Raw genomic sequence first — 21,974 nt, 5'->3', positions numbered from 1 at the left:
GATGGGCGCAATCAACATCGAGAACCTGACGAAGCGGTTCGGAGAGACGACGGCAGTCGACGACCTCTCGCTCGACATCGCCGACAGCGAGTTCCTCGTGCTGGTCGGCCCCTCGGGGTGCGGGAAGTCGACGACCCTGCGCTGTCTCGCGGGGCTAGAGACGCCCACGTCCGGCGACATCTACATCGCCGGCGACCACATGAACTACCGCGTGCCACAGAACCGGGACATCGCGATGGTGTTTCAGGACTACGCGCTGTACCCCCACATGACCGTCCGGGCGAACATGCGCTTCGGCCTCGAAGAGGAGGAGGGGTACACGAAAGCGGAGCGAGAGGCCCGCGTCGAGGAGATAGCCGAGACGCTCGGCATCAGCGAACTGCTGGACCGCAAGCCCGACGAGCTATCCGGCGGGCAACAACAGCGCGTCGCGCTGGGGCGGGCCATCGTCCGTGACCCGGAAGTGTTCCTGATGGACGAACCGCTGTCGAATCTGGACGCGAAACTGCGGGCGGAGATGCGAACCGAACTCCAGCAACTCCAGCACCGATTCGACGTGACGACGGTGTACGTCACCCACAACCAGACCGAAGCGATGACGATGTCCGACCGCGTCGCCGTCATGAACGACGGCCGCCTCCAGCAGGTCGGCCCGCCGCTGGAACTGTACCACGCGCCCGAGAACCGCTTCGTCGCGGGGTTCATCGGCGAACCGATGATGAACTTCGTCGAGGGGCGAAACGAGGGCGACCGGTTCGTCGGCACGTACGTCGAGTACCCGTTCGACGCCACCATCCGGGACGCGGTCGACGGCGCCGACGACGTCGTCCTCGGGGTTCGGCCCGAAGACGTCGCCGTCGATACGGCCGACGGGGTCGACGAGTCCGACCTCGGCGACCACGAGTTCGTGATGCACGTCTCCGTCATCGAACCACACGGTGACCAGAACGTCGTCCACCTGAATCACCCGGGCGACACCAGCGAATCGGACCTGCTGCACGCGCTGACCGGCGGCACCGACATCTTCGAGCAGGGGTCCGAAGTCGTCGTCACCATCGACCCGAGTCACGTCCACGTCTTCGATGGGGAGAGCGGTGACGCCTTGCACAACCGCCGCATCGGGCCGGAAGCGGAGGTGACGAACGTATAATGGCTCGCTTAGCACTCGAACACGTCACGAAGGTGTTCCAGGACGGCGAGGACGAAGTCGTCGCCGTCGACGACATCTCGGTCGAGATACGAGACGGCGAGTTCCTCGTACTGGTCGGCCCCTCGGGGTGTGGGAAGTCGACCACGCTGCGGATGATAGCCGGACTGGAGACCATCACCGACGGCGAGATCAGACTCGGCGAGACAGTGTTGAACGACGTGCGCACGCAGGACCGGGACATCGCGATGGTGTTTCAGTCCTACGCGCTGTACCCCCACCTCTCCGCCCGGCGGAACATGTCGTTCGGGCTGGAGGAGTCGACCGACCTCACCGACACCGACATCCAAGAGCGCGTCACCGAAGTCGCGTCGATGATGGGCATCTCGGACCTGCTCGACCGCAAGCCCGGTCAGTTATCGGGCGGCCAGCAACAGCGCGTCGCACTCGGCCGTGCTATCGTGCGTGACCCGGAAGTGTTCCTGATGGACGAACCGCTGTCGAATCTGGACGCGAAACTGCGGGCGGAGATGCGAACCGAACTCCAGCAACTACAGGAGCAACTCGGCGTCACGACGGTGTACGTCACGCACGACCAGACCGAAGCGATGACGATGGCGGACCGCATCGCCGTCATGAACGACGGCCGCCTCCAGCAGGTCGGCCCGCCGCTGGAACTGTACCACGCTCCCGAGAACCTCTTTGTCGCCGAGTTCATCGGCGAACCGTCGATGAACTTCCTCTCGGGTCGACGCGAGGGGTCGTCGTTCGTCACCGACCGCATCGAGTACCCCTTCTCCGAGACCATCGCCGACGCCGTCGGGGACGCCGAGGACGTCATCCTCGGGGTGCGGCCGGAGGACGTCGAGATTCTCGCGGAGGACGACGGCAGTGACCCCGCACGCGAGTTCGAGATGACGGCCACCGTCGTCGAACCGATGGGCAACGAGAACGTCGTCCACTTAGAGTTCCCCGGCGAGACGACGGGGACGGAGGACCTCGTCGCCATCACCGAGGGGATGCGAGAGATCGAGGAAAACGAGTCCGTCACCGTCCACCTCCCCGAGGAGACGATACACGTCTTCGATACGGCTACCGGCGAGGCGCTCCACACCCGGCAACTGGAACTCGACGCGCAGGCGCTCCGCCTGTAAGTTCGCGTCGACGCGGTTTTCCTCGTGTGCAGTCGACACCTCAGAGCGCGCTGTCGGCGAATCCGCCGTCGACGGTGAGCACTTCGCCGGTGACGTAGGAGGCGGCGTCGCTCGCCAGATAGACGGCCGCGCCGACCATCTCCTCGCGGTCGGCGACCCGACCGAGCGGCGCTCGCTCGTCGATCTTCGCCCGTTTCTCGGTCCCCTCCGCGTACGTCTCGGCGTTCTGCGGCGTGATGACGAACCCGGGCGCGATGGCGTTGACCCGGACGTCCGGCGCGAGTTCCTTCGCCGACGCGCGGGTGAACGCCTCCACGCCGCCCTTCGCCGCCGCGTAGGCCGGCAGGTCGGCCATGGCGAGGCGGGCGGCCAGCGAGGAGATGTTGACGATGGCGCCGCCGTCGTCCATCGCCGGAACCATCGCCTGTGTCACCCTGCGGACGCCGTCTAGAGCCACGTCAGTCACGAAGTCCCAGTCCTCGTCGCTGATGTCGCGGACCGTCTCGCGGGAGATAGCGCCCTGCGAGGCGACGACGACGTCGACGCCGCCCAGTTCCTCGACGGCCGTCTCTCGGACCGCTTCGAGTGTCTCCATCTCCGTGACGTCACACGTCACCCGAGCGGTGTCGACGCCGTACTCCTCGATGATGTCTGCCGTCCCCTCGACGGCGCTCTCGCGGCGACTGGTGGCGACGACGTCGGCCCCCTCCGCGGCGAACCCCTCGGCGATGGCCTGCCCGATACCGCTCGTGCCGCCGACGACGACGGCTCGCTTGTCCGCGACTGTCACTGGCGTGTGGTCGTACGAACCCATACTCGGTCTGTCTGTGCGTGCGTATTTGACGTTTGTGGAGGCTGGATGGGTACGTGTCTGGGTGCGATAGCGTCGCGGCGAATCCGAGTACGCGGCCGCGGCATCGCATCTGAATCGCCGAACGACGCTCCGCCGACAACCATAGAATTAATACTCTCCGTCGACTGCCGAAACGTATGCGAGGACTCGCGAAAGTCAGCCGTAGTCACGGTGCCATGGAGTTCGTCGACCGAGAGCGGCCCGAACCAGCCCCGGACGAGGCGCTCGTCGAGGTCGATTACGCCGGCCTCTGTGGGAGTGACGCCGGCATCTACGAGTTCGAGTCGGCGTTCGAGCGGATGGACCTCCCGACGGTCATCGGCCACGAGTACTCGGGCCGCGTGGTCGAAGTCGGCGAGAACGTCACGAAGTTCGCGGTCGGCGACCGCGTCGTCGAGCGGCCGATTCGGGGCTGTGGCGACTGCTACCAGTGCGAAATCGGGGAGTCGAACGTCTGCCAGAACGCGGTCATCACGGGCGTCGACCACGACGGGGCCTACGAGCAGTTCGTCGCCGTCCCGGAGGACGCCCTCCACCCGGTGCCCGACGCCGTCGAACAGCAACACGCCGCGATGGTCGAACCGACGAGTATCGCCGCCCGCGCCGTCATCGAGAACTCGCGGGTGACGGCGGGCGACCGCGTACTGGTGGAGGGACCGGGGCCAATCGGCCTCCTAACGGCCCAGATTGCCGACGCACAGGGCGGCGAGGTGCTCGTCTCCGGCGTCGGGCAGGACGCCGCGTACCGCCTCCCGCTGGCCGAGGACCTCGGCTTCGAGACCGTCAACGTCGCCGAGGACGATATGGACGCGTGCCGCGAGGCAGTCACCGACGGCATCGGCTACGACGTGGTGTTCGACACGACCGGCCACCCCTCTGGGCTCCCCTCCGCCGTCGACGAGGTGCGAAAGGGCGGGCAGATAGTTCTCATCGGCCAGACCGGCGAGACGACGATGCCGTACTCCCCGCTGGTGCGGTCGGAGATAGACCTCCAGTGTTCCTACGCGTCGATGTACGACGACTTCGACCGCTCGCTCAGGCTCATCGACAGCGGCGACGTGGACGCCGAGACGTTCATCGACGACCGGTTCTCGCTTCTCGACGCCGACGAGGCCTTCGAGGCGTTCGTCGCGGGCGAGACCTGCAAGCCGGTGTTCGACGTCTCGGAACTGTACGCGTGACGGCGTGGACACGCCGCGACTAGTCTGCTTTCTTACACCTAACCGAAGTTTTTACCCGCAGTCCTCGGTAGCAGCGGGTGATGAAAGATTGGCTCGACGGCTACGACGACCGCGACTGGCAGACGACCACGGAGGGCACCGTCCGATACGCGCTTCTCGGCCTCGGGTGGTGGACCATCGACGTCGCCCTGCCCGCCATCCAGCACTCCGACCTCGGCGAGGTGACGACGTTCGTGAGTAGTTCGACCGAGAAGGCCGAGCGGTTGGCGGCCGAAAACGACGTCGACCACGGCATCAGCTACGAGGAGTTCCACGACGGCGCCGCGACCGACGCCTACGACGCCGTCTACGTCGGGACGCCCAACGCCTACCACCTCGAGTACGTCGAGAGCGCCGCCGAACACGGCAAGGCCGTCCTCTGTGAGAAGCCTATGGAGTCGACGGTCGAACGGGCCGAGCAGATGGTCGAGGCCGCCGAGAGCGCCGACGTGCCGCTGATGATCGCCTACCGGATGCAGACCGACCCCGCCGTCAGACGGGCGAAGGAGTTGATACAGGACGGGTTCGTCGGCGACCCGGTGTCCGTCTACGGCAACAACAGCCAGCCGTTGCTGGAGATGATTCCCGACCACGACCAGTGGCGACTCGACCCGGACCTCTCGGGGTACGGCACGTCGGTGATGGACCTCGGCATCTACTCGCTGAACACGACGCGGTTCATCTTAGACCGGGACCCGGTCGCCGTCCAGTCACAGATGAGTTCCCACCACGAGGCGTTCGACGCCGTCCCCGACGAGCGGTCCGGGGCACTGCTCACGCTGGAGGGCGGCGTGAAGATGGTCACCACCGACAGTCAACGCGCCCACGAAGACACGCAACTGAAGATTACGGGCACCGAGGGCCAGATAGACCTCCGCCCGGCGTTCCACGGCGAGTGTACGATGCATCTGTCCCGCGGCGACATGACGGCCACCGTCTCACACGAAGCGTTCGACTCCCAGCGTGAGATGCGCGAGGAGTTCGACTTCTTTGCGGACCGCGTGCTCACCGGGGAGGCGGTCGTCGCCGACGGCCGGCACGGACTGCAGGATATGCGAATCGTCCGTGCCATCCATCAGGCGGCCGAGAGTGGCGACGTCGTCGAGTTGTAACGACCGCCGGACATTATTTCTGCACCCAGACGACACGATAAAACGAGCAACTGTTTTGTGCGTATAATTCGTGCTACGACTATGGTGAGTACAGCCCAAAACCCGGTCAAATCAGTCGGCACGACGTTCGAAATCCTGAACGGACTGAAAGAGCTCGGGGGTGCCCGCGTGACGGAACTCGCTCGTCACCTGGATCTGCCGAAGAGTACGGTCCACAACTATCTGAGTACGCTCGAACAGGAGGAGTACATCGTCAAGGACGGCAACGAGTACCGGGTCGGACTGCGGTTTCTGGAGCTGGGCGCGTACTCGCGTCACGAGCGGAAACTGTTTCAGATAGCGAAGCCGGAGGTCGACCGCCTCGCCGACGAGACGGGCGAACTCGCGAACGTCCTCGTCGAGGAACACGGCCGTGGCTCGTACCTCTATCGGGCCTACGGCGAACAGGCGGTCCGCGTGAAGGCACACGTCGGCACGCGCGTGCCGCTTCACACCACTGCGCTGGGCAAGGCCATCCTCGCGTATCTCCCCGAGAAGCGCGTCGACGAAATCGTCGACCGGCACGGACTGACGGAGAACACCGCACAGTCCATCAGCACCCGCGAGGAACTGGACGAGACGCTCGAAGCCGTCCGGGAGCGCGGCGTCGCGTTCGACGACGAAGAGCGTCTCAACGGTCTCCGCTGTGTCGCCGCGCCGGTGCTCGACAACAGCGACGACATCATCGGCGCCATCAGCGTCGCCGGCCCGACCAACCGGTTCCGCGGCGAGCGGTTCAGGGAGGAACTCCCACAGCGAGTCCTCGAAGTCGCGAACGTCATCGAACTCAACTTCACGTATTCGTAACCGCGGAGCGTCGGTCCCGTGAGACCGAAGCGAGCGCCGAGATCGCGCCGTGGCTGTTCACTATGGCTGAACGGGTCGCGGTCGGGCGTTCGTGTGTCTCGTGTCGATACGAAACTTCCAATACGGACGGAATAAGTCGTCCCGACGGACAAACGTCCGCCGGAACGCCGAGAACCAGTCACTCGTTCGGGATAACAGACGTACATAGGTTAGGGAATTCGTTCACCATAGCTGAACGCTCGTCCCGGGATGTGCGGCGGTAGACGACGGTCACGGCGACCGCGTCTCGACGGTGGTTTGCAGTTGTCGATGCCGGGTCGGTTCGACAGACCACTAGTTTTATTCTCTCGTCGCTCGCTCTTCGAGTATGCGATTTGGCATCCTCAGCACGGCCGACATCGGGACCGGTTCCGTGATTCCCGGCATCGTCAAGAGCGACCACGAGGTCGGCGCTATCGCCTCGCGGGACGGCGCTCGGGCACAGACGGTCGCAGACCGGTTCGATATCCCGGCGGCCTACGAGGGATACGAGGCGTTGCTCGCCGACGAGGACCTCGACGCGGTGTACGTCCCGCTGCCGAACGGCCTCCACGCCGAGTGGATTCGGCGGGCCGCCGACGCCGGCTTGCACGTCCTCTGTGAGAAACCACTCACCGCGAGCGCCGCGGAGACGGCGGCGGTGTTCGACTACTGCAAAGAGCGTGGCGTCACCCTGATGGAGGGGTTCATGTACCGCTTTCACCCGGTGACGGAGCGAGCGGTCGAGGTCGTCTCCTCGGAACTGGGCGAGGTCCGCAACGTCACGTCGACGTTCACCTTCCGGATGCCCGACGGGGCCGAGGACATCCGACTGGACCCGGCGCTGGACGGCGGGAGCATCATGGACGTCGGCTGCTACGCCGTCAGCGCCGCACGGTTGTTCCTCGGTGACCCCGACCGCGTGTACGGCGTGACCAACGACCGCCGTGACTGCGGTGTCGACACCGAGATGGCGGGCATTCTGGAGTACGCCGACGGTGCGACGGCCCGCGTCCAGTCCGGGTTCGAGACGCCGCTCACGCAGTACTACCGCGTCGAGACCACGGACGGGTGGCTCACGGCCGAACCGACCTTCGACATCAGCCCCGACACCGCCGTCGAACTGACCTACGGCGTCGACGACCGGCAGGTCACCGAACGCTTCGACCCGACGGACCACTACACGCTGGAGGTCGAGCACTTCGCCGACTGCGTCGAACGCGGCGAGACGCCGCGGGTCGACCGCACCGAGAGCGTCGCCATCATGGAAGTCATCGACGCTATCTACGAGAGCGCGAGCGAGGGCGGCCCGGTGGCGCTGGACTGACGCACCCGAGCGCCCGTCGACCACCGATTCAGAAGTGCGAGAGCTTGTCCCGTCGATACAGGTCCAGCGACGTCACAGAGTTCGGTGGCTGTTGGCGGACGGCGTAGGCGATGGCGTCGGCGACTTCGATAGGTTCGGTCACGCTCCCGGGTTCGAACGCCTCCTCGGAGGGGGTACCGCTCTCGGACCCGAACTCCGTGCGTACCTCCGTCGGATTGATACACGAGACGGCGACGCCCTCCTCGCCGATGCTGGCCTGCAGGCTGATAGCGAAGCCCTTCGTCCACCACTTCGTCGCGGCGTACACCGGGTTGGCCGGTCGCGGGTGGTTCCCGGACATGCTCCCGAGGAAGACGAGATGGCCCTCCGAGTCGACGAGATGCGGAATCGACTCGCGGGCGGTGTAGAACATCCCGTCGACGTTGACGCCGGTCATCGTCCGGTACTCCTCGTCGGTGAGTTCGCTGACGGGTTCGTCGATGGCGAGGCCGGCGTTACACACCGCGATGTCGAGACCGCCAAAGCGGTCGACGGTGGCCTCCACGAGCGCTGCGACGGCCTCTGAGTCGGTGACGTCCGTCGGGACGACGGCGACGTCTGCGTCCGTCGCCTCGCGTATCTCCTCGGCCAGCGACGCCAGTCGCTCCTCGCGCCGCGCGGCGATAGTCAGGTCCGCGCCGTCCTCGGCGAGGACGCGCGCCGTCGCGGCCCCGATGCCCGAACTCGCACCGGTGATTACGGCTGTCTGGCCCGCCAGCGGCTCCTCCATACGGGTGGCTCGTTCCGCCATGCTCCCGACGAGGATGCCGTCCGACAAATGTGTTTCCCCGGCCGCGGAACTGCTCGTCGATACCCCGACTCTGTCCAGAGGGGAAGAATATGCGAGATAGCCTGGGCGATATCGGCCTAAAAGCGCCAACACGATGGTAGATATCGAAATACACGTCGATATATCTGCATCTATGCTACCCGGGCCGAAATATGTCGACATATTCGCGGTGGATGGGGCGACACTCCCGAAATAAGGATTCATATATCCATATCTGTAATCGGATTCCCAATCTGTGCCGTGGCTGTGACAGACCGAACTGGAGACGTGTGAATTAAGTAGTGTGGTAGGTATTGACAGACGCATGAACGCCATCTTCTACGAGGAGACCGGTTCGACCGACGTCCTGCAGTACGGCGAACAGCCAGCCCCGGAGATCGGGAGCGACGAGGTGCTCGTCGAGGTGAAGGCCGCCGGCCTGAACCACCTCGACGTCTGGACCCGCCGGGGCCTGCCGACGCCGCCGTCGTTCCCACACATCCCCGGGAGCGACGCCGCGGGTGTCGTGCGCGACGTCGGCGACCGAGTCACGCGATTCGAGGCGGGCGACCGCGTCGCGGTGTACCCCTCGGTGTTTTGCGGCGAGTGCGAGTTCTGCCGACGGGGCGACGAGACCCGCTGTGACGAGTTCAAGATAATCGGCGAGCACACGCGCGGGGTCCACTCCGAACTGACCGCCGTCGCCGAGGCGAACCTCGTGTCCCTCCCGGAGGGCGTCGACTGGGAGACGGCGGCGGCGACACCGCTCGTCTTCCAGACGGCGTGGCGCATGCTCGAAACCCGCGCGGCGGTGTCCCAGAGCGACCACGTCCTCGTGCAGGGGGCCTCCGGCGGCGTCGGCCACGCCGCGGTCCAGATAGCCGCCCACGCTGGTGCGACGGTGTACGCGACGGCCTCCAGCGAGGAGAAACTGGAGTACGCCCGCGACATCGGCGCCGACTACGCCATCAACTACGAGGCGGAGGACTTCGTCGACGCCGTCCACGACCGGACCGACGGCCGGGGCGTGGACGTGATAATCGACCACGTCGGCGGCGACAACTGGACGGACAACATGGACGCGGCGGTCAAAGGCGGGCGCATCGTCACCTGTGGGGCGACCGCCGGCCCGACGCCGGAGACGAACATCTCCCGCATCTTCTGGAAGCAACTGGACGTCATGGGGTCGACGATGGGGAACCCTGGCGAGATAGACCAAGTGCTGCCGCTCGTGTGGGACGGGACCTTCGAACCGCGTATTCGCGCGGTGCTCCCGATGAGCGAGATAGCACGAGGCCACGAGTTACTAGAGGAGCGCGAGGGCTTCGGGAAAGTCGTCGTCGTCCCCGACGCCGAGTACGACGGCTGAGCGACCGCTCGCGTTCGAGGGCCGTCGCGTCCGGAGTGACCACACGGCTTTTGCGTGTCCGCGATAGCCTAGCGGGCAATGAGCGAGTCCGACGACGGGCCGAAACAGGTCTCCGACCCGGCCTACCACAGTCAGAATCACACGGCCGCCCAAACCTGCGGGTGGACGAAGAACGCCATTCAGGGCGACGGGAAGTGCTATAAGTACATTTTCTACGGTATCGAGTCCCACCGCTGTATCCAGATGACGCCCGTGGTCAAGTGCAACGAGCGCTGTGTCTTCTGCTGGCGAGACCACGCCGGCCACGCCTACGAACTGGGCGACGTCGAGTGGGACGACCCGGCGGCCGTCGCCGACGCCTCCGTCGAACTCCAGAAACGGCTCCTCTCCGGCTTCGGCGGCAACGAGAACGTCCCACGAGACGTCTTCGAACAGGCGATGGAACCGCGCCACGTCGCCATCTCGCTCGACGGCGAACCGACGCTGTACCCCTACCTGCCCGAACTCATCGAGGAGTTCCACGACCGCGACATCACGACGTTCCTCGTCTCGAACGGCACCAACCCAGAGATGCTCGCCGAGTGTGACCCGACCCAACTGTACGTCTCCGTCGACGCCGCGGACCGGCAGACGTTCGACGCGACGGTGAAAGCCGTCGAGGACGACGCGTGGGACTCGCTCGTCGACACGCTGGACGTCCTCGCCGGGAAGGACGACACCCGGACGGTCGTCAGGACGACGCTCGTAAAGGGTCACAACATGCACCACCCCGAGTGGTACGCGGCGATGTGCGACCGGGCGGACGTCGACTTCGTGGAGATGAAGGCGTACATGCACGTCGGTCACTCCCGGGGGCGACTCGACCGCGACTCGATGCCCAGCCACGAAGACGTCCGCGCGTTTACCGAGGAGATGCAGGCGTTCCTCCCCGACCACGACGTGCTGAAGGAAGTCGAGGAGTCCCGCGTGGCGATGCTCGCCGAGGACGAACAGACGTGGGTACCGAAACTGGAGAAGTCGAGCGAGTTCTGGGAGCGAGACTCGCACGTCGAGTACTAGATACGAGTGATCGAACCCGGACTGCCTACGTCTACCGACTGATTTCGCAAATATCTGCGTACGTTCTCCATATACTGATTTATACTCAGATATCGAACCGCAATCCCTCTCGAACTGTGGGGAGACACTGGGATTCGGACCGGATACCGCCCCCGGTCTCTGGGCGAACTTTCGGGTGATGCGGCGCGTCGGCCCGTCCACTCTCGCCGCCGAAACAACGATGTGACAGGCCAGCGAACGAACGGGCATGGCCGACGCAGAACTGGCGGAACTCGGCGACAAGCAGGTGCGCTACCTCGATCACACGTGGACGCTCACCGGCGGCGCCGACGTCCGAAACGACGGGGAACTGCTCGCAGTCGAGGCAGAACAGGCCGACGACGTGCGACACCAGCGGGCGACCCTCTTCTTCGGCCTCGAAGGGTCGTCGGCGTCGCTGAACCCGGGGAACCTCGACCACCACTTCGACAGGCTGGAACGAACGGCCGAGGGCTACCGACTCGTCGTCAAGACGGACCGACGGACCTACCGGTACGTCCTCGAACGACTGGAGTACGAGTGAGGCGTCGCCTGCCTCGCCCGTCCGAACGGCCCGAGTAGCGACCGCTTATCCGGTGCTAACGAACGTACGTATGTTACCGTAGGTCGCGCGTATCGGTGCGGTAGCCGGTGCTGTCGCGGTGGCTTCCAGTCGCCGTCCTCTCCCACCCGGTGGCCCGGCGTCCTCGGGACGGCGCCGGTTCCGCTCTACGTCTGGGCGCTGTTTGCAGCCCTCGCGCTCGTGCTGGCGGACGCGATGGTGCAGACACAAAGAAAAGTAGCGATGTTGTCGGCGATAATGCCGAGACTGCTGCCGGATTGGCGGAGGTCAACGAACTGGTGGGGATAATCTCGCCATATACGGCTAGATGACACATAATTGTTGGTAGAAATGGAGATTTAGTAGATATGGGCACGGTATATGGGGGTATAATTCGGAATTGTGGCCATAGAGTCCCGATATTTCGGGACGTGTGGCGCTTACTGTCGCCAATCTCGGACACGGGTGCTACACGGTGGAACTGGGCGCGCCTCGACGGTGCGAGTCGGGCCTGAAAAAGGGGCGAAGATATGCGGCGGAAGGTTGACACCCCCGAACCACGAATCACACGCTGTCGGCCCACGCGACAACCGTTCACTCGTTCCTTTGCGTTCCAATATTGGTATGCATTCCACTTCCGGTATGCTTATCCGGGACGGCTCCGTAATCCGGTGTATGGCTGAATCATCGGGACGGGCCGTCGGGCGGGACGAGCTCGCGACCCTCAAACTGCTCGCGCTCGACGGCGCCCTCGACGAGCGGACGAAAGTCTCCTGTGCGGACCTCGCGGGGCGACTCGACGCGTCCAACCAGACGGCGTCGCGACGCCTCCAACGCCTCGACGACGCCGGCCTGCTCGACCGGGACATCGTCAGCGACGGACAGGAGGTCCAGATTACCGCCGACGGCGAACATCGACTCCAGTCCGAGTACGCCGACTACCGACGCATCTTCGAGGCGGACGCCAGCGTCGACCTGAACGGCATCGTCACCTCGGGGATGGGCGAGGGGCGACACTACATCACCCTGCCGGGGTACATGGAGCAGTTCATCGAGCGACTCGACTACGAACCGTTCGCGGGGACGCTGAACCTCGAACTCACCGAGGAGAGCGTCCGCAAGCGGGCCCGACTCGGCGCGCTCGAACCCGTCACCATCGAGGGCTGGGAGGACGAGGAGCGCACTTACGGTCCGGCGTACTGTTATCCGGCCTCCGTCGTCAGCGGCGACGGCGAGTACGCCCCCGCTCACATCATCGCCCCCGAACGGACCCACCACGGCGAGGAGCAACTGGAGGTAATCGCCCCCGAGAAGCTCCGTGACGTGCTGGAACTGGCCGACGGCGACGAGGTGACTGTCCATGTCACGGAGTGAGAGCGCCGTGGACGCCGACAGCGCCGCCGACGCCGTCGCGGCCTTTGCCCGCGGCGACCCGGTCCTCGTCCACGACGCCGCCGACCGGGAGGGCGAGACCGATATCGTCTACCCAGCCGGCGTTGTCGACCCGGCGGCCGTCGCACGCCTGCGGAACGACGCCGGCGGTCTCGTCTGCGTCGCGCTCTCGGACACCGTGGCCGACGCTCTCGGCCTCCCGTTCATGCAGGATGTGCTCGACCATCCGACCGCCGCCGACCACGAACTCGGCTACGACGAGCGCTCGTCGTTCTCCATCACGGTGAACCACCGCGACACGTTCACCGGCATCACCGACGAGGACCGCTCGCTGACCATCCGCGAACTGGCCGACGCGGCGGCGGCCCCCGACGCCGACGGGTTCGCCGACGAGTTCCGGTCGCCGGGCCACGTTCACCTGCTCCGGGCCGCCCCGAACCTGCTCTCCGACCGCGAGGGACATACGGAACTGGGCATCGCGCTGGCCGACGCCGCCGACCAGCCACCGGCCGTGGTCGTCTGTGAGATGCTCGACGACGAGACGGGGGCGGCGCTCCCGCCGACGGCCGCCCGCACCTACGCCGACCGCGAGGGACTCGTGTACGTCGAGGGCGCGAGCTTACTCGCAGACCTGACCTGAGTACGCCGGATTTTCGCCGGTTCCGATAAGCCCGGCTTTCACCGTGGCCGCGCTCCCTGAGCCGACCTTACGGGTCGCTACGACCGCTATAACAAATGCCGTCTGTCGTGGGGTTGGTCGGTATGACATCGGACTCCACTCCGAGCAGACAGGTCGCCACGCTGGGCGTGGTTCTCGCCGTCGTCCTGGTCCCGATATCGGGCGTCGTGGCCGCACAGACCGCGGTGAATCAGACGGACGATACCCGCAACCAGACCGCGAACGCGGAGTTCGTCGCCGTGCAGGGCGAGCAGTGTACGCCGATGAACGCCTTCGCCGGCAACGAGTCGGCCCGAACGTTCTACGACTACCGCATCCCGTATCCGGCCAACCCCTACATCAACACGACCGGCGACGCGTACGGGTCCGAGGGGATGGAGGCGTTCCAGCAGGCGAACACGAGCGTCGTCTTCCTCTACCGGGACACGAACGACACCGCAAACAGGAGCGACGACACGCTGAGTCTGGTGTTCGTCCACGGCGAGGAGGGCAACGCGAACTCCACCGGCGGGTCGGCCTCGTTCGACATCACCGGCCTCCCGGAGAACGGCTCGTGGACGGTCAGAGACGACGACTACAACGCGTCTGACAACTACGACGTCTGGACTGTCCAACCGGGCGCGACCCGCGTCGACTGGACGTGGGGCGACGCGGCGACGGACGGCGGCGTCTTCAGCGGTCTGAGCGCCACCGAGACGATTACGGTGCGCCCGGCGTTCAACGAGGACGCGGCGCTGTCGGGTCAGTACTACAACGGCACCGTCACGCGCTGGGAAACCGTCTCGAACGAGACGGTCAACGGGACGAGCGTGATGAACCGAACCACGCTGAACCAGACGCAATCGCTGACGATTGCCACCGGGGACTGCGCGTCGGTCGTCGCCGGGACGCCGACGGAGACCGAGACGGAGGACGGGCTGTTCGACACGCCGACGGAGACGCCGACGCCGACGGAGACAGTGACGGTGCCGCCGACAGAGACGCCCGACGGGGAGGGCAAAGCGGAACCGACCGAGACGCCGGTCGGGATATTCGACGACGAGACGGAAACGCCCACGCCGGAGAACGAGTCGACGACGGAGTCCGAGTAAGGCTCCGGCATACCGGTCCCCTGCCCGACCGTCGCGGCCGCTTTCGCGGTCGTTGAGGCCCCGGATGTGAACCGGCGACACAGACCGTCAACACTCTTAACCGAGGACTTCAATGGGGTAGATATGACACACGACGAGGCACCTGCCGGTACAGAGGCGAGTCATCGCGGGACCCGGGGGGCGACCGCATGAGCGACCGTCCCGAGATGTTCGAGGCCGTCGACGAGGTGTGGATGGACGGCGAGTTCGTCGACTTCGAGGACGCGAACGTCCACCTGCTTACCCACGCGCTCCACTACGGGACCGGCGTCTTCGAGGGCGTCCGGTGCTACGAGACAGAGGCGGGTCCGGCCATCTTCCGCTGGGAGGAACACTTAGACCGCTTCTACAACTCTGCGGAGGTCTACGACATCGAGATTCCCTTCGAGAAGCAGGAACTCACCGAGGCGACGGAGGAACTCATCCGACGCGAGGGGTTCGAGTCCTGTTACATCCGCCCCATCGCCTTCTACGGCTACGGTCCGCTCGGCCTGAATCCCGGCAAGTCGCCGGTGCAGGTCGGACTGGCCGTCTGGCCGTGGGGCGCGTATCTGGGCGAGGAAGCGCTGGAAGACGGCGTCGATGTCGCCGTCTCCTCGTGGCGAAAGTACGCGTCCAGCCAGATTCCCACCAACGCGAAGACCACCGGCACCTACGTCAACAGCGTCCTCGCCTCCCTAGAGGCGAAGGAGAACGGCTACACCGAGGCCATCGTCCTCAACAAGGAGGGCAACGTCGCCGAGGGGCCGGGCGAGAACATCTTCCTCGTCCGCGACGGCGAGATATACACGACCGGGCTGGCCGAGTCCATCCTCGACGGCATCACCCGCCGGACTGCCATCGAACTCGCCGAGGAGCGCGGCTACACCGTCCACGACGACGCCACCATCTCGCGGGGCGAACTGTACACCGCCGACGAACTGTTCTTTACTGGCACCGCCGCCGAGGTGACGCCAATCCGGAGCGTCGACGACAACGAAATCGGTGCGGGCACCAAGGGCCCGGTCACCGACGAGCTTCAGACCGCGTTCTTCGACCTCGTCGAGTCGGGCGAGCGAGAGGAGTGGTTCCGCTACGTCTAGTCAGTCGTCTTCGCCGGCCATCGGAATCGGGCTCTCGCCTTCGTGGGTGTCGCCAAACCCCGCACTCAGGATCCGCGTGAGCGCTTCCTCGACGCGTTCGTCGGTCTCCTCGTAGTCCTCGGGGTCGACTTCGACGACGTAGCCGCTGGTGATGTTCGGCGCCGTCGGCAAGAAGAGGACGTCCCGGCCGTCGTCGGTCGTCTGGCCGGTCTTGAACGCCGTCATCCGCATCCCGTCCCAGGCCTCGATTTTCACCGGGGTCTGGAGTTCTTCGGTGCCAGACACCGCCGTCTCGACGGCCATCTTCGAGGCGTTGTACACCACGCGCAGGCCCGGCACCTGATTCATCGCGTCGTCGAGGGCCCCCTCGACGAAGTCGCCGAAGGCCGTCCGCATCAGGTAGCCAACGGAGAAGACGATGAGGACGAACAGCACGAGGGCGACGAACACGCGGGCGAACTCGACGGCCCGAACCGTGGCCATATCCGCCGGGAGGCCGAAATCCTGCAGGAGTTGCGAGTCGATGGCGGGGATGAAGAACGCGGCCGAGGCGAGGATGCCATAGAGGTAGACGATGACGTAGAGTGTGACGATGAACGGCAACAGGATGATGAGGCCACTCGCGAAATCCCGCTTCCACGACGAGGAGGAGGCCATATCTGTTCCAGACGGCGACGGATTATCAGCCCTTCCCTTTCTGGCGCTGCTCCCTCGAAACTATCCGCTCGCGATGGCCCGAAGCGCGAACAGGGCGTTCTCCTTCCGTTCGCGGACGCGGCGCCAGAAGTAGGCGGGCCACTTCTCGCCGTAGGGAGCGTACTGCCAGACGTCGCAGGCGCCGGCCAGTTCCCGCTGGGCGTCCTCGCGGACGCCCATCAGCATCTGCACCTCGTAGGGCGTGCCGTGCTTGCTGTGGAGGTCGGCCGCCAGCGTCAGCATCGCCGGGTCGTGGCTCCCGATGGCGATGCCGCCGTCGAACTCCCGGAACATGAACTCTACGTCGGTCCGGTAGGCCTCGTTCACCCGAGACTTCTCCCTGAACGCGACGTCTTTCGGCGGGTCGTAGGCGCCCTTGACCAACCGCACTTTCCCGGGACAGTCGGCCAATCGTTCGAGGTCGCCGGCCGTCCGGCGGAGGTTCGCCTGCAGACAGACGCCGACGCCGCCGCCCCGCTCTCTGGCGTGGTGTTCGAAGGCGTCCAGCGTGGCGTCCGTCGTCGTGTGGTCCTCCATGTCTATCCAGACGAACACGTCGTGGGCGGCGGCCGCGGCGACGACGCGCGCGAGGTTCTCCCGGAACACGTCTTCGTCGACGAACAGCCCCAGTTGTGAGGGTTTCACCGAGATACACGCTCGGAGGTCCGAGCCACCGATGTCGGCGACGAGTCGCTCGTAGGCCGCGGCGTCGGCGTCGGCGGGCGCTCGCTCGTGGTAGTGTTCGCCCAGTCGGTTGCAGATGACGCCGATGTCGGACTCGTTCATCTTGCGAGCGTGTTCGAGGACCGTGGCGGCCGACTCCCCGGCGACGAATCGACTCGCGACTGGCGGCAACATAGGTAATATTTGCCGCCCCGGTGGCAAGAAGGTTGTCGTCGGTATCTGCGCGGTGTTCAGCAGTCGGCGTTTCTGGCTGTTCGAGAGTTTGTCGACACAAGCACTTCCGGACCAAACACGACTAGTACCCCCTACAGGCCGCGTTCGCGCCGAGCCACACCGATTAAGACACCGGGCCGATAGGCCAGCATATGGACATACTCGGGGTCGTCGCGACGGCGCTGTGGGCGATGTTGCCCGCGTACGTGCCCAACAACGCGGCGGTACTGGCCGGTGGCGGCCGACCGATAGACGGCGGTCGGACGATGGGTGGGCGTCGAGTGCTCGGCGACGGGAAGACGTGGCGCGGGACGCTGGCGGGGACGCTCGCCGGGACGGCGCTGGCACTCGCACTCTCGGCCGTGACGCCGACCGTGAGCGACGTCGTCGGCTACTCGCTCCCGCGATTCCCCCTTCTGGCCGGCCTCGGACTGGCCTTCGGGGCGATGCTCGGCGACATCGGCGCGTCGTTCGTCAAACGGCGGAGCGGTCGCGAGCGCGGGGCAGCGTTCCCCGGCCTCGACCAACTGGACTTCGTCGTCGGAGCCCTCGCCTGCGCGTTCGTCCTCGCGCCGTCGTGGTTCGGACGGACGTTCACGCTCCCGGTGGTCGTGGCGATTCTGGTCGTCACGCCGCTGTTGCACGTCGCGACCAACGCTGTCGCCTACCTGCTCGGCCTGAAGAACGAACCGTGGTAGCGTGCCGGCGGATGTGATGTGCTTTTCACACCGGCCCATCGAAGTGTAGCACATGACTACGCGCGCGGACACACTGCAGCTGGCGACGCGGGGATCGGACCTCGCCCTGCGGCAGGCGGCGACGGTCCGGGACCTGCTCTCGGGACGGCGGCTCTCTGTCGAACTCACCGAGGTCGAGACCACGGGCGACCAGATACGCGACGAACTCATCCATCGACTGGGCAAGACCGGGGCGTTCGTCCGCAGTCTCGACGAGAAGGTCATCGCGGGCGAACTGGACGCGGCGGTCCACTCGATGAAGGACATGCCGACGGAGCGACCCGACAATCTCGTGGTCGCCGCCGTGCCCGAACGGGCCGCACCGGGCGACGTCCTCGTGACGCCCGACGGGAGCGACCTCGCCGACCTGCCCGAGGGCGCGACCGTCGGCACGTCGAGTCTCCGCCGGCGCGCCCAGTTGCTCGCCGAGCGCCCGGACCTCACCGTCGAACCGCTCCGGGGTAACGTCGACACCCGCGTCGAGAAACTGCTGGCGCCGTCGCTTCAGCGCGAACACCAGGAGCGCCACGAGGCCGAACAGGAACGGAAAGAACACGCGGGTGCGGAGGACGACGACTACGAGTTCCCCTACGACGAGGACGTGGAGGCGTGGTTCGACAGTCTCGCCGAACTCGAACGCCGCGCCATGGAGCGGGACCCCGACACCGAGTACGACGCCATCGTCCTCGCGAAGGCCGGCCTCGACCGCGCCGGACTCACGCACCACGTCGGCACCGTCGACCTCCCGCTCGATACGTTCGTTCCGGCGCCCGGACAGGGTGCGCTCGCGGTGACGGCCGTCGACGGCGACCTCGCCGAGGACATCAGCGACCGCATCGACGACCCGCAGACCCGCGTCGAGACGACCGTCGAGCGGACCATCCTCGCGGAACTCGGCGGTGGCTGTGTCGCCCCTATCGGCGTGTACGCGACGCTGGAGGGTGGGGTCGTCCACACGAACGTCCGCGTCCTCTCCCGGGACGGCGACGAGGAAGTCCGGGTCGGCCGTGACCTCCCCGTCGAACGCCATATCGACGCCGCCGTCGACCTCGCCGCGGAACTGGCCGACCGGGGCGCCGCAGACCTCATCGCCGAGGCCAAACGGGACGCCGGCGCGGCCGACGACGACGCCTCAACCGCTCGCGAGGAGGACGAGGCATGAGCGACGACGTGGGGAAAGTCTACCTCGTCGGTTCGGGTCCCGGCGACCCGGACCTCCTGACGGTGAAAGCAAAGCGCCTCCTCGAAACGGCCGACGTCGTCCTCCACGACAAACTCCCCGGCCCCGAGATTCTCGGCCAGATTCCCGAGGAGAAACGAGAGGACGTCGGCAAGCGGGCCGGCGGCGAGTGGACGCCACAGGAGTACACGAACGCCCGGATGGTCGAACTCGCCCGGGAGGGCAAGACTGTCGTCCGCCTGAAGGGCGGCGACCCGACGGTGTTCGGCCGCGGCGGCGAGGAGATGGTCCACCTCGCGCAGAACGAGATTCCGTTCGAAGTCGTCCCGGGCATCACCAGCGCCATCGCCGGGCCGGAGGCGGCCGGTATTCCCGTCACGCACCGCGATTACGTCTCCTCCGTCTCCTTCGTCACGGGCCACGAGGACCCCACGAAGGACGAGTCGGCCGTCGACTGGGCGGCGCTCGCGGACACCGGCGGCACCATCGTCGTCCTGATGGGCGTCGGGAAACTGCCGGGCTACACCGCCGAACTCCGGAAGGCGGGGATGGACCCCGAAACCCCGGTGGCGCTCATCGAGCGAGCGACGTGGCCCGACCAGCGCGTCGCCACGGGGACGCTCGACACCATCGTCGACGTCCGCGACAGCGAGGGCATCGAACCGCCGGCCATCACCATCATCGGCGACGTCGCGGGCGAGCGTGACCGCGTCCTCGAATTCCTGGAGGGGGCCTGATGCGCGAGGAACCGCGCCTCCGGGTCGCGGCGTTCCGACCCGACGACGAGCGACTGGCGGCGGCCGTCGAACTGCTGGAGTCGCTGGGGGCCGACCCCGTCGCCGACCCGATGCTCGCCGTCGAACCCACCGACAGGGCGCCCCGCGGGGACGCCGACTACGTGGTACTGACGAGCAAGACCGGTGTCGAACTCGCCGCGAGCGAGGACTGGGACCCCGGTACTGCGACGGTGTGTGCCATCGGCGAGGCCACCGCAGCGGCGCTCCGCGAGGCCGGCTACACCGTCGACGTGGTCCCCGAGGAGTACTCCTCGACGGGCCTCGTCGCGGCCCTCGAAGACGAGGTGCCCGGCGCCCGCGTCGAGGTGGCCCGCTCGGACCACGGCTCCGCGGTCCTGACCGACGGCCTCGAAGCGGCCGGCGCGTACGTCCACGAGACGGTGCTGTACCGTCTCGTCCGGCCGCCCGAGTCCGGCGAGTCCGCGGAACTCGCCGCCGACGGCGAACTGGACGCCGCGCTCTTTACGTCCTCGCTCACCGTCCGGCACTTCCTCGCGGCGGCCGCCGACCGCGGGGTCCGCGACGAGGCTATCGAGGGCCTACGAGAGGCGACGGTCGGTGCCATCGGGAATCCTACGAAGGAAACGGCGGAGAACGCCGGCATCTCCGTCGACGTCGTGCCCGAACGGGCCGACTTCGAGACGCTGGCGTGTGACGTCGTGGAGACGGCGGCCCCGACCTACCACGACTGATGCGCGGCGAGGAGGGTGGCCTCGGCGAGGTACTCCGACCGCTCGGACTGGTGACGGGGTGGCAAGTCGTCGCTAGCACCTGCTTCTACGCCCTCTTCGCCGGGACGGCACTGCTCCGGACGGAACTGCACCTCTCGCGGTTCCTCGTCGGCGTCGTCGTCACCGCCGGGACGCTCGGCTACACCGTCGCGCTGTTCCCGGTCGGCGCGGCCGTCGACGGCGTCGGCGAGAAGGCGGTGATGATCGGCGGCCTCGTCGCGCTGGCCGTCGGCGTCGCGGGCGTGGGGTTAGCCGTCGGGTTCCCCTCGCTACTGGTCGCCGCCGCCTTCCTCGGCGCGGCCTACGCCACTGCGATGCCGGCGACCAACCGGGCCATCGTGACGAGCATCCCTGGCGCGCTCCGGGGGCGAGCGATGGGCATCAAACAGGTCGGCGTCACCGGCGGGAGCGGCGTCGCCGCCGTCCTCGTCGTCAGCGCCGCGCCGTCGGTCGGCGCGTGGAACCTCGGCTTCCTCGTCGCCGGCGGCGTCGCCATCGCGGTGGCGGCCGCGTTCGCCGTCGGCTACCGGGGGGCGCCCGGCGGCGAGTGGCGTCTGCCGGACCTCGCCGGACTCCGGCAGAACCGGCCCTACGTGGCGCTCGCCGGCGGCGGCTTCTTCCTCGGTGCCGCGCTGTTCACCACCGTCGGCTACGCGACGCTGTACCTGACCGACTCGGTGGGCGTCTCCGTCGCGGTGGCGGGTCTCGGCTTCGCGGCGATGCAGGTGTCGGGGAGTCTGGGCCGGGTCGCCGCCGGATGGCTGGCCGACCGTCGGGCCGCGTCGGAGGCCCGGGCGAACGCGACGGTCCTCCTCGGGCAGGCGGCGCTGGGCGTCCTCCTGTTGGCGGCGCTCGCCCTGCCGGACCTCCCGCGCCCAGTGGCACTGGCGCTCGTCGTCGGCGTCGGCGCGACGATACTGGGCTTCACCGGCCTCTACTACGCCTGTATGACGGCGCTGGTGCCCGCCGACGAGGTGGGGGCGGCCACCGCCGGCGGCCAGACGGCGCTCAACGCGGGCGCACTATTGGCCCCGCCCGCGTTCGGGTGGCTGGCCGACTCGGTGTCGTACCGCGCCGGGTGGCTGTTGCTCGCCGTCGGGGCCGCCGTCGGCGTCGGGTTCGTCGCGCTGGTCGCCCGCCGGACGACGCCGTAGCGGGCC

22 protein-coding genes are annotated in these 21,974 nt (G+C 66.8%); 18 read left to right on the top strand and 4 right to left on the bottom strand.

The features are described from left to right. Position 1: 1 nt before the first annotated feature. Both G9465_RS01170 and G9465_RS01165 read left to right on the top strand, forming a co-directional pair. Complete coding sequence (locus tag G9465_RS01170; protein ID WP_166966770.1) at positions 2-1,150, top strand: ABC transporter ATP-binding protein; 1,149 nt, start codon at positions 2-4, stop codon at positions 1,148-1,150. Then, positions 1,150-2,301 (top strand): ABC transporter ATP-binding protein, encoded by a 1,152-nt coding sequence (locus tag G9465_RS01165; protein WP_166966768.1) that lies wholly within the window; start codon positions 1,150-1,152, stop codon positions 2,299-2,301. The genes G9465_RS01170 and G9465_RS01165 overlap by 1 nt, the downstream gene beginning before the upstream one ends. Before the next feature lie 40 nt (positions 2,302-2,341). On the opposite strand, the gene G9465_RS01160 is transcribed toward G9465_RS01165, so the two are convergent. After that, positions 2,342-3,115, bottom strand: a complete 774-nt coding sequence (locus G9465_RS01160; protein WP_166966766.1) for an SDR family NAD(P)-dependent oxidoreductase — start codon at positions 3,113-3,115, stop codon at positions 2,342-2,344. A gap of 176 nt (positions 3,116-3,291) precedes the next feature. Here G9465_RS01160 and G9465_RS01155 point away from each other — a divergent pair, with 176 nt between their 5' ends. The 4 genes from G9465_RS01155 (at position 3,292) to G9465_RS01140 (ending at position 7,677) form a co-directional block, all read left to right on the top strand. After that, positions 3,292-4,335 carry a zinc-binding dehydrogenase gene (locus G9465_RS01155; protein WP_166966763.1) on the top strand — a complete coding sequence of 348 codons (1,044 nt, stop codon included), beginning with the start codon at positions 3,292-3,294 and terminating at the stop codon, positions 4,333-4,335. An 80-nt stretch (positions 4,336-4,415) separates the two neighbouring features. Further along, positions 4,416-5,486, top strand: a complete 1,071-nt coding sequence (gene gfo6 / locus G9465_RS01150; protein ID WP_166966761.1) for a D-xylose 1-dehydrogenase Gfo6 — start codon at positions 4,416-4,418, stop codon at positions 5,484-5,486. Positions 5,487-5,567: 81 nt separating this feature from the next. Next, the gene (locus G9465_RS01145) at positions 5,568-6,332 is read left to right on the top strand and encodes an IclR family transcriptional regulator (RefSeq protein WP_166966759.1); all 765 of its coding nucleotides are present in this window, start codon (positions 5,568-5,570) and stop codon (positions 6,330-6,332) included. 367 nt (positions 6,333-6,699) lie between these two features. Further along, the gene (locus tag G9465_RS01140; RefSeq protein ID WP_166966757.1) at positions 6,700-7,677 is read left to right on the top strand and encodes a Gfo/Idh/MocA family protein; all 978 of its coding nucleotides are present in this window, start codon (positions 6,700-6,702) and stop codon (positions 7,675-7,677) included. Positions 7,678-7,705: 28 nt separating this feature from the next. Here G9465_RS01140 and G9465_RS01135 read toward each other — a convergent pair whose 3' ends face one another. Beyond that, positions 7,706-8,446: an SDR family oxidoreductase gene (locus tag G9465_RS01135; protein ID WP_166972825.1), complete on the bottom strand. Its 741-nt coding sequence runs from the start codon at positions 8,444-8,446 to the stop codon at positions 7,706-7,708. Positions 8,447-8,810: 364 nt separating this feature from the next. Here G9465_RS01135 and G9465_RS01130 point away from each other — a divergent pair, with 364 nt between their 5' ends. The 7 genes from G9465_RS01130 (at position 8,811) to G9465_RS01100 (ending at position 15,776) form a co-directional block, all read left to right on the top strand. Then, the gene (locus tag G9465_RS01130) at positions 8,811-9,854 is read left to right on the top strand and encodes a zinc-binding dehydrogenase (RefSeq protein ID WP_166966755.1); all 1,044 of its coding nucleotides are present in this window, start codon (positions 8,811-8,813) and stop codon (positions 9,852-9,854) included. Between the two features lie 78 nt (positions 9,855-9,932). Continuing rightward, on the top strand, positions 9,933-10,913 hold the full coding sequence (gene twy1 / locus G9465_RS01125; RefSeq protein WP_166966753.1) for a 4-demethylwyosine synthase TYW1: 981 nt from the start codon (positions 9,933-9,935) through the stop codon (positions 10,911-10,913). 247 nt (positions 10,914-11,160) lie between these two features. Further along, the gene (locus tag G9465_RS01120) at positions 11,161-11,475 is read left to right on the top strand and encodes a hypothetical protein (RefSeq protein WP_166966751.1); all 315 of its coding nucleotides are present in this window, start codon (positions 11,161-11,163) and stop codon (positions 11,473-11,475) included. 693 nt (positions 11,476-12,168) lie between these two features. After that, positions 12,169-12,867 (top strand): DUF120 domain-containing protein, encoded by a 699-nt coding sequence (locus G9465_RS01115; RefSeq protein ID WP_166966749.1) that lies wholly within the window; start codon positions 12,169-12,171, stop codon positions 12,865-12,867. After that, positions 12,854-13,525 (top strand): 3,4-dihydroxy-2-butanone-4-phosphate synthase, encoded by a 672-nt coding sequence (gene ribB / locus G9465_RS01110; protein ID WP_166966747.1) that lies wholly within the window; start codon positions 12,854-12,856, stop codon positions 13,523-13,525. Before G9465_RS01115 ends, ribB begins: the two co-directional genes overlap by 14 nt. A 122-nt stretch (positions 13,526-13,647) precedes the next feature. Further along, the gene (locus G9465_RS01105) at positions 13,648-14,655 is read left to right on the top strand and encodes a hypothetical protein (RefSeq protein WP_166966746.1); all 1,008 of its coding nucleotides are present in this window, start codon (positions 13,648-13,650) and stop codon (positions 14,653-14,655) included. Positions 14,656-14,843: 188 nt separating this feature from the next. After that, on the top strand, positions 14,844-15,776 hold the full coding sequence (locus tag G9465_RS01100) for a branched-chain amino acid transaminase (protein WP_193571723.1): 933 nt from the start codon (positions 14,844-14,846) through the stop codon (positions 15,774-15,776). Here G9465_RS01100 and G9465_RS01095 read toward each other — a convergent pair whose 3' ends face one another. Together G9465_RS01095 and G9465_RS01090 are read right to left on the bottom strand one after the other, a co-directional pair. Beyond that, on the bottom strand, positions 15,777-16,433 hold the full coding sequence (locus tag G9465_RS01095; RefSeq protein ID WP_166966744.1) for a DUF502 domain-containing protein: 657 nt from the start codon (positions 16,431-16,433) through the stop codon (positions 15,777-15,779). A gap of 60 nt (positions 16,434-16,493) precedes the next feature. Then, positions 16,494-17,330: a proline dehydrogenase family protein gene (locus tag G9465_RS01090; RefSeq protein WP_166966742.1), complete on the bottom strand. Its 837-nt coding sequence runs from the start codon at positions 17,328-17,330 to the stop codon at positions 16,494-16,496. 191 nt (positions 17,331-17,521) lie between these two features. On the opposite strand from G9465_RS01090, the gene G9465_RS01085 reads away from it, so the two are divergent. The 5 genes from G9465_RS01085 to G9465_RS01065 are packed head-to-tail and all read left to right on the top strand — an operon-like array spanning position 17,522 to position 21,968. After that, positions 17,522-18,067 (top strand): CDP-2,3-bis-(O-geranylgeranyl)-sn-glycerol synthase, encoded by a 546-nt coding sequence (locus G9465_RS01085; protein ID WP_166966740.1) that lies wholly within the window; start codon positions 17,522-17,524, stop codon positions 18,065-18,067. A 52-nt stretch (positions 18,068-18,119) separates the two neighbouring features. Next, complete coding sequence (gene hemC, locus G9465_RS01080) at positions 18,120-19,268, top strand: hydroxymethylbilane synthase (protein WP_166966738.1); 1,149 nt, start codon at positions 18,120-18,122, stop codon at positions 19,266-19,268. After that, positions 19,265-20,023: a uroporphyrinogen-III C-methyltransferase gene (cobA, locus tag G9465_RS01075; RefSeq protein WP_166966736.1), complete on the top strand. Its 759-nt coding sequence runs from the start codon at positions 19,265-19,267 to the stop codon at positions 20,021-20,023. Before hemC ends, cobA begins: the two co-directional genes overlap by 4 nt. Beyond that, positions 20,023-20,775, top strand: coding sequence for a uroporphyrinogen-III synthase (locus G9465_RS01070; RefSeq protein ID WP_166966735.1), 753 nt, complete (start codon positions 20,023-20,025; stop codon positions 20,773-20,775). The genes cobA and G9465_RS01070 overlap by 1 nt, the downstream gene beginning before the upstream one ends. Beyond that, complete coding sequence (locus G9465_RS01065; protein WP_166966733.1) at positions 20,775-21,968, top strand: MFS transporter; 1,194 nt, start codon at positions 20,775-20,777, stop codon at positions 21,966-21,968. The genes G9465_RS01070 and G9465_RS01065 overlap by 1 nt, the downstream gene beginning before the upstream one ends. Positions 21,969-21,974 lie beyond the last annotated feature (6 nt).

Origin of the sequence: Haloarcula sp. JP-L23 (assembly GCF_011602445.1) — an archaeon.
Taxonomy (GTDB): Archaea; Halobacteriota; Halobacteria; order Halobacteriales; family Haloarculaceae; genus Haloarcula; species Haloarcula pellucida.
Note: the sequence above shows the minus strand (reverse complement) of the source record. Positions and strands in the feature narration are given on the sequence as shown.

Bases quoted from the DNA above. Each gene is read 5' to 3' on its own strand.
- G9465_RS01145 (WP_166966759.1), top strand. From the start codon at position 5,568: ATGGTGAGTACAGCCCAAAACCCGGTCAAATCAGTCGGCACGACGTTC.
- G9465_RS01085 (WP_166966740.1), top strand. From the start codon at position 17,522: ATGGACATACTCGGGGTCGTCGCGACGGCGCTGTGGGCGATGTTGCCC.
- ribB (WP_166966747.1), top strand. From the start codon at position 12,854: ATGTCACGGAGTGAGAGCGCCGTGGACGCCGACAGCGCCGCCGACGCC.
- twy1 (WP_166966753.1), top strand. From the start codon at position 9,933: ATGAGCGAGTCCGACGACGGGCCGAAACAGGTCTCCGACCCGGCCTAC.
- G9465_RS01090 (WP_166966742.1), bottom strand. From the start codon at position 17,330: ATGTTGCCGCCAGTCGCGAGTCGATTCGTCGCCGGGGAGTCGGCCGCC.
- G9465_RS01170 (WP_166966770.1), top strand. From the start codon at position 2: ATGGGCGCAATCAACATCGAGAACCTGACGAAGCGGTTCGGAGAGACG.
- cobA (WP_166966736.1), top strand. From the start codon at position 19,265: ATGAGCGACGACGTGGGGAAAGTCTACCTCGTCGGTTCGGGTCCCGGC.
- hemC (WP_166966738.1), top strand. From the start codon at position 18,120: ATGACTACGCGCGCGGACACACTGCAGCTGGCGACGCGGGGATCGGAC.
- G9465_RS01105 (WP_166966746.1), top strand. From the start codon at position 13,648: ATGACATCGGACTCCACTCCGAGCAGACAGGTCGCCACGCTGGGCGTG.
- G9465_RS01165 (WP_166966768.1), top strand. From the start codon at position 1,150: ATGGCTCGCTTAGCACTCGAACACGTCACGAAGGTGTTCCAGGACGGC.
- G9465_RS01095 (WP_166966744.1), bottom strand. From the start codon at position 16,433: ATGGCCTCCTCCTCGTCGTGGAAGCGGGATTTCGCGAGTGGCCTCATC.
- G9465_RS01130 (WP_166966755.1), top strand. From the start codon at position 8,811: ATGAACGCCATCTTCTACGAGGAGACCGGTTCGACCGACGTCCTGCAG.
- G9465_RS01070 (WP_166966735.1), top strand. From the start codon at position 20,023: ATGCGCGAGGAACCGCGCCTCCGGGTCGCGGCGTTCCGACCCGACGAC.
- G9465_RS01135 (WP_166972825.1), bottom strand. From the start codon at position 8,446: ATGGAGGAGCCGCTGGCGGGCCAGACAGCCGTAATCACCGGTGCGAGT.
- G9465_RS01140 (WP_166966757.1), top strand. From the start codon at position 6,700: ATGCGATTTGGCATCCTCAGCACGGCCGACATCGGGACCGGTTCCGTG.
- G9465_RS01065 (WP_166966733.1), top strand. From the start codon at position 20,775: ATGCGCGGCGAGGAGGGTGGCCTCGGCGAGGTACTCCGACCGCTCGGA.
- gfo6 (WP_166966761.1), top strand. From the start codon at position 4,416: ATGAAAGATTGGCTCGACGGCTACGACGACCGCGACTGGCAGACGACC.
- G9465_RS01100 (WP_193571723.1), top strand. From the start codon at position 14,844: ATGAGCGACCGTCCCGAGATGTTCGAGGCCGTCGACGAGGTGTGGATG.
- G9465_RS01115 (WP_166966749.1), top strand. From the start codon at position 12,169: ATGGCTGAATCATCGGGACGGGCCGTCGGGCGGGACGAGCTCGCGACC.
- G9465_RS01160 (WP_166966766.1), bottom strand. From the start codon at position 3,115: ATGGGTTCGTACGACCACACGCCAGTGACAGTCGCGGACAAGCGAGCC.
- G9465_RS01155 (WP_166966763.1), top strand. From the start codon at position 3,292: ATGCGAGGACTCGCGAAAGTCAGCCGTAGTCACGGTGCCATGGAGTTC.
- G9465_RS01120 (WP_166966751.1), top strand. From the start codon at position 11,161: ATGGCCGACGCAGAACTGGCGGAACTCGGCGACAAGCAGGTGCGCTAC.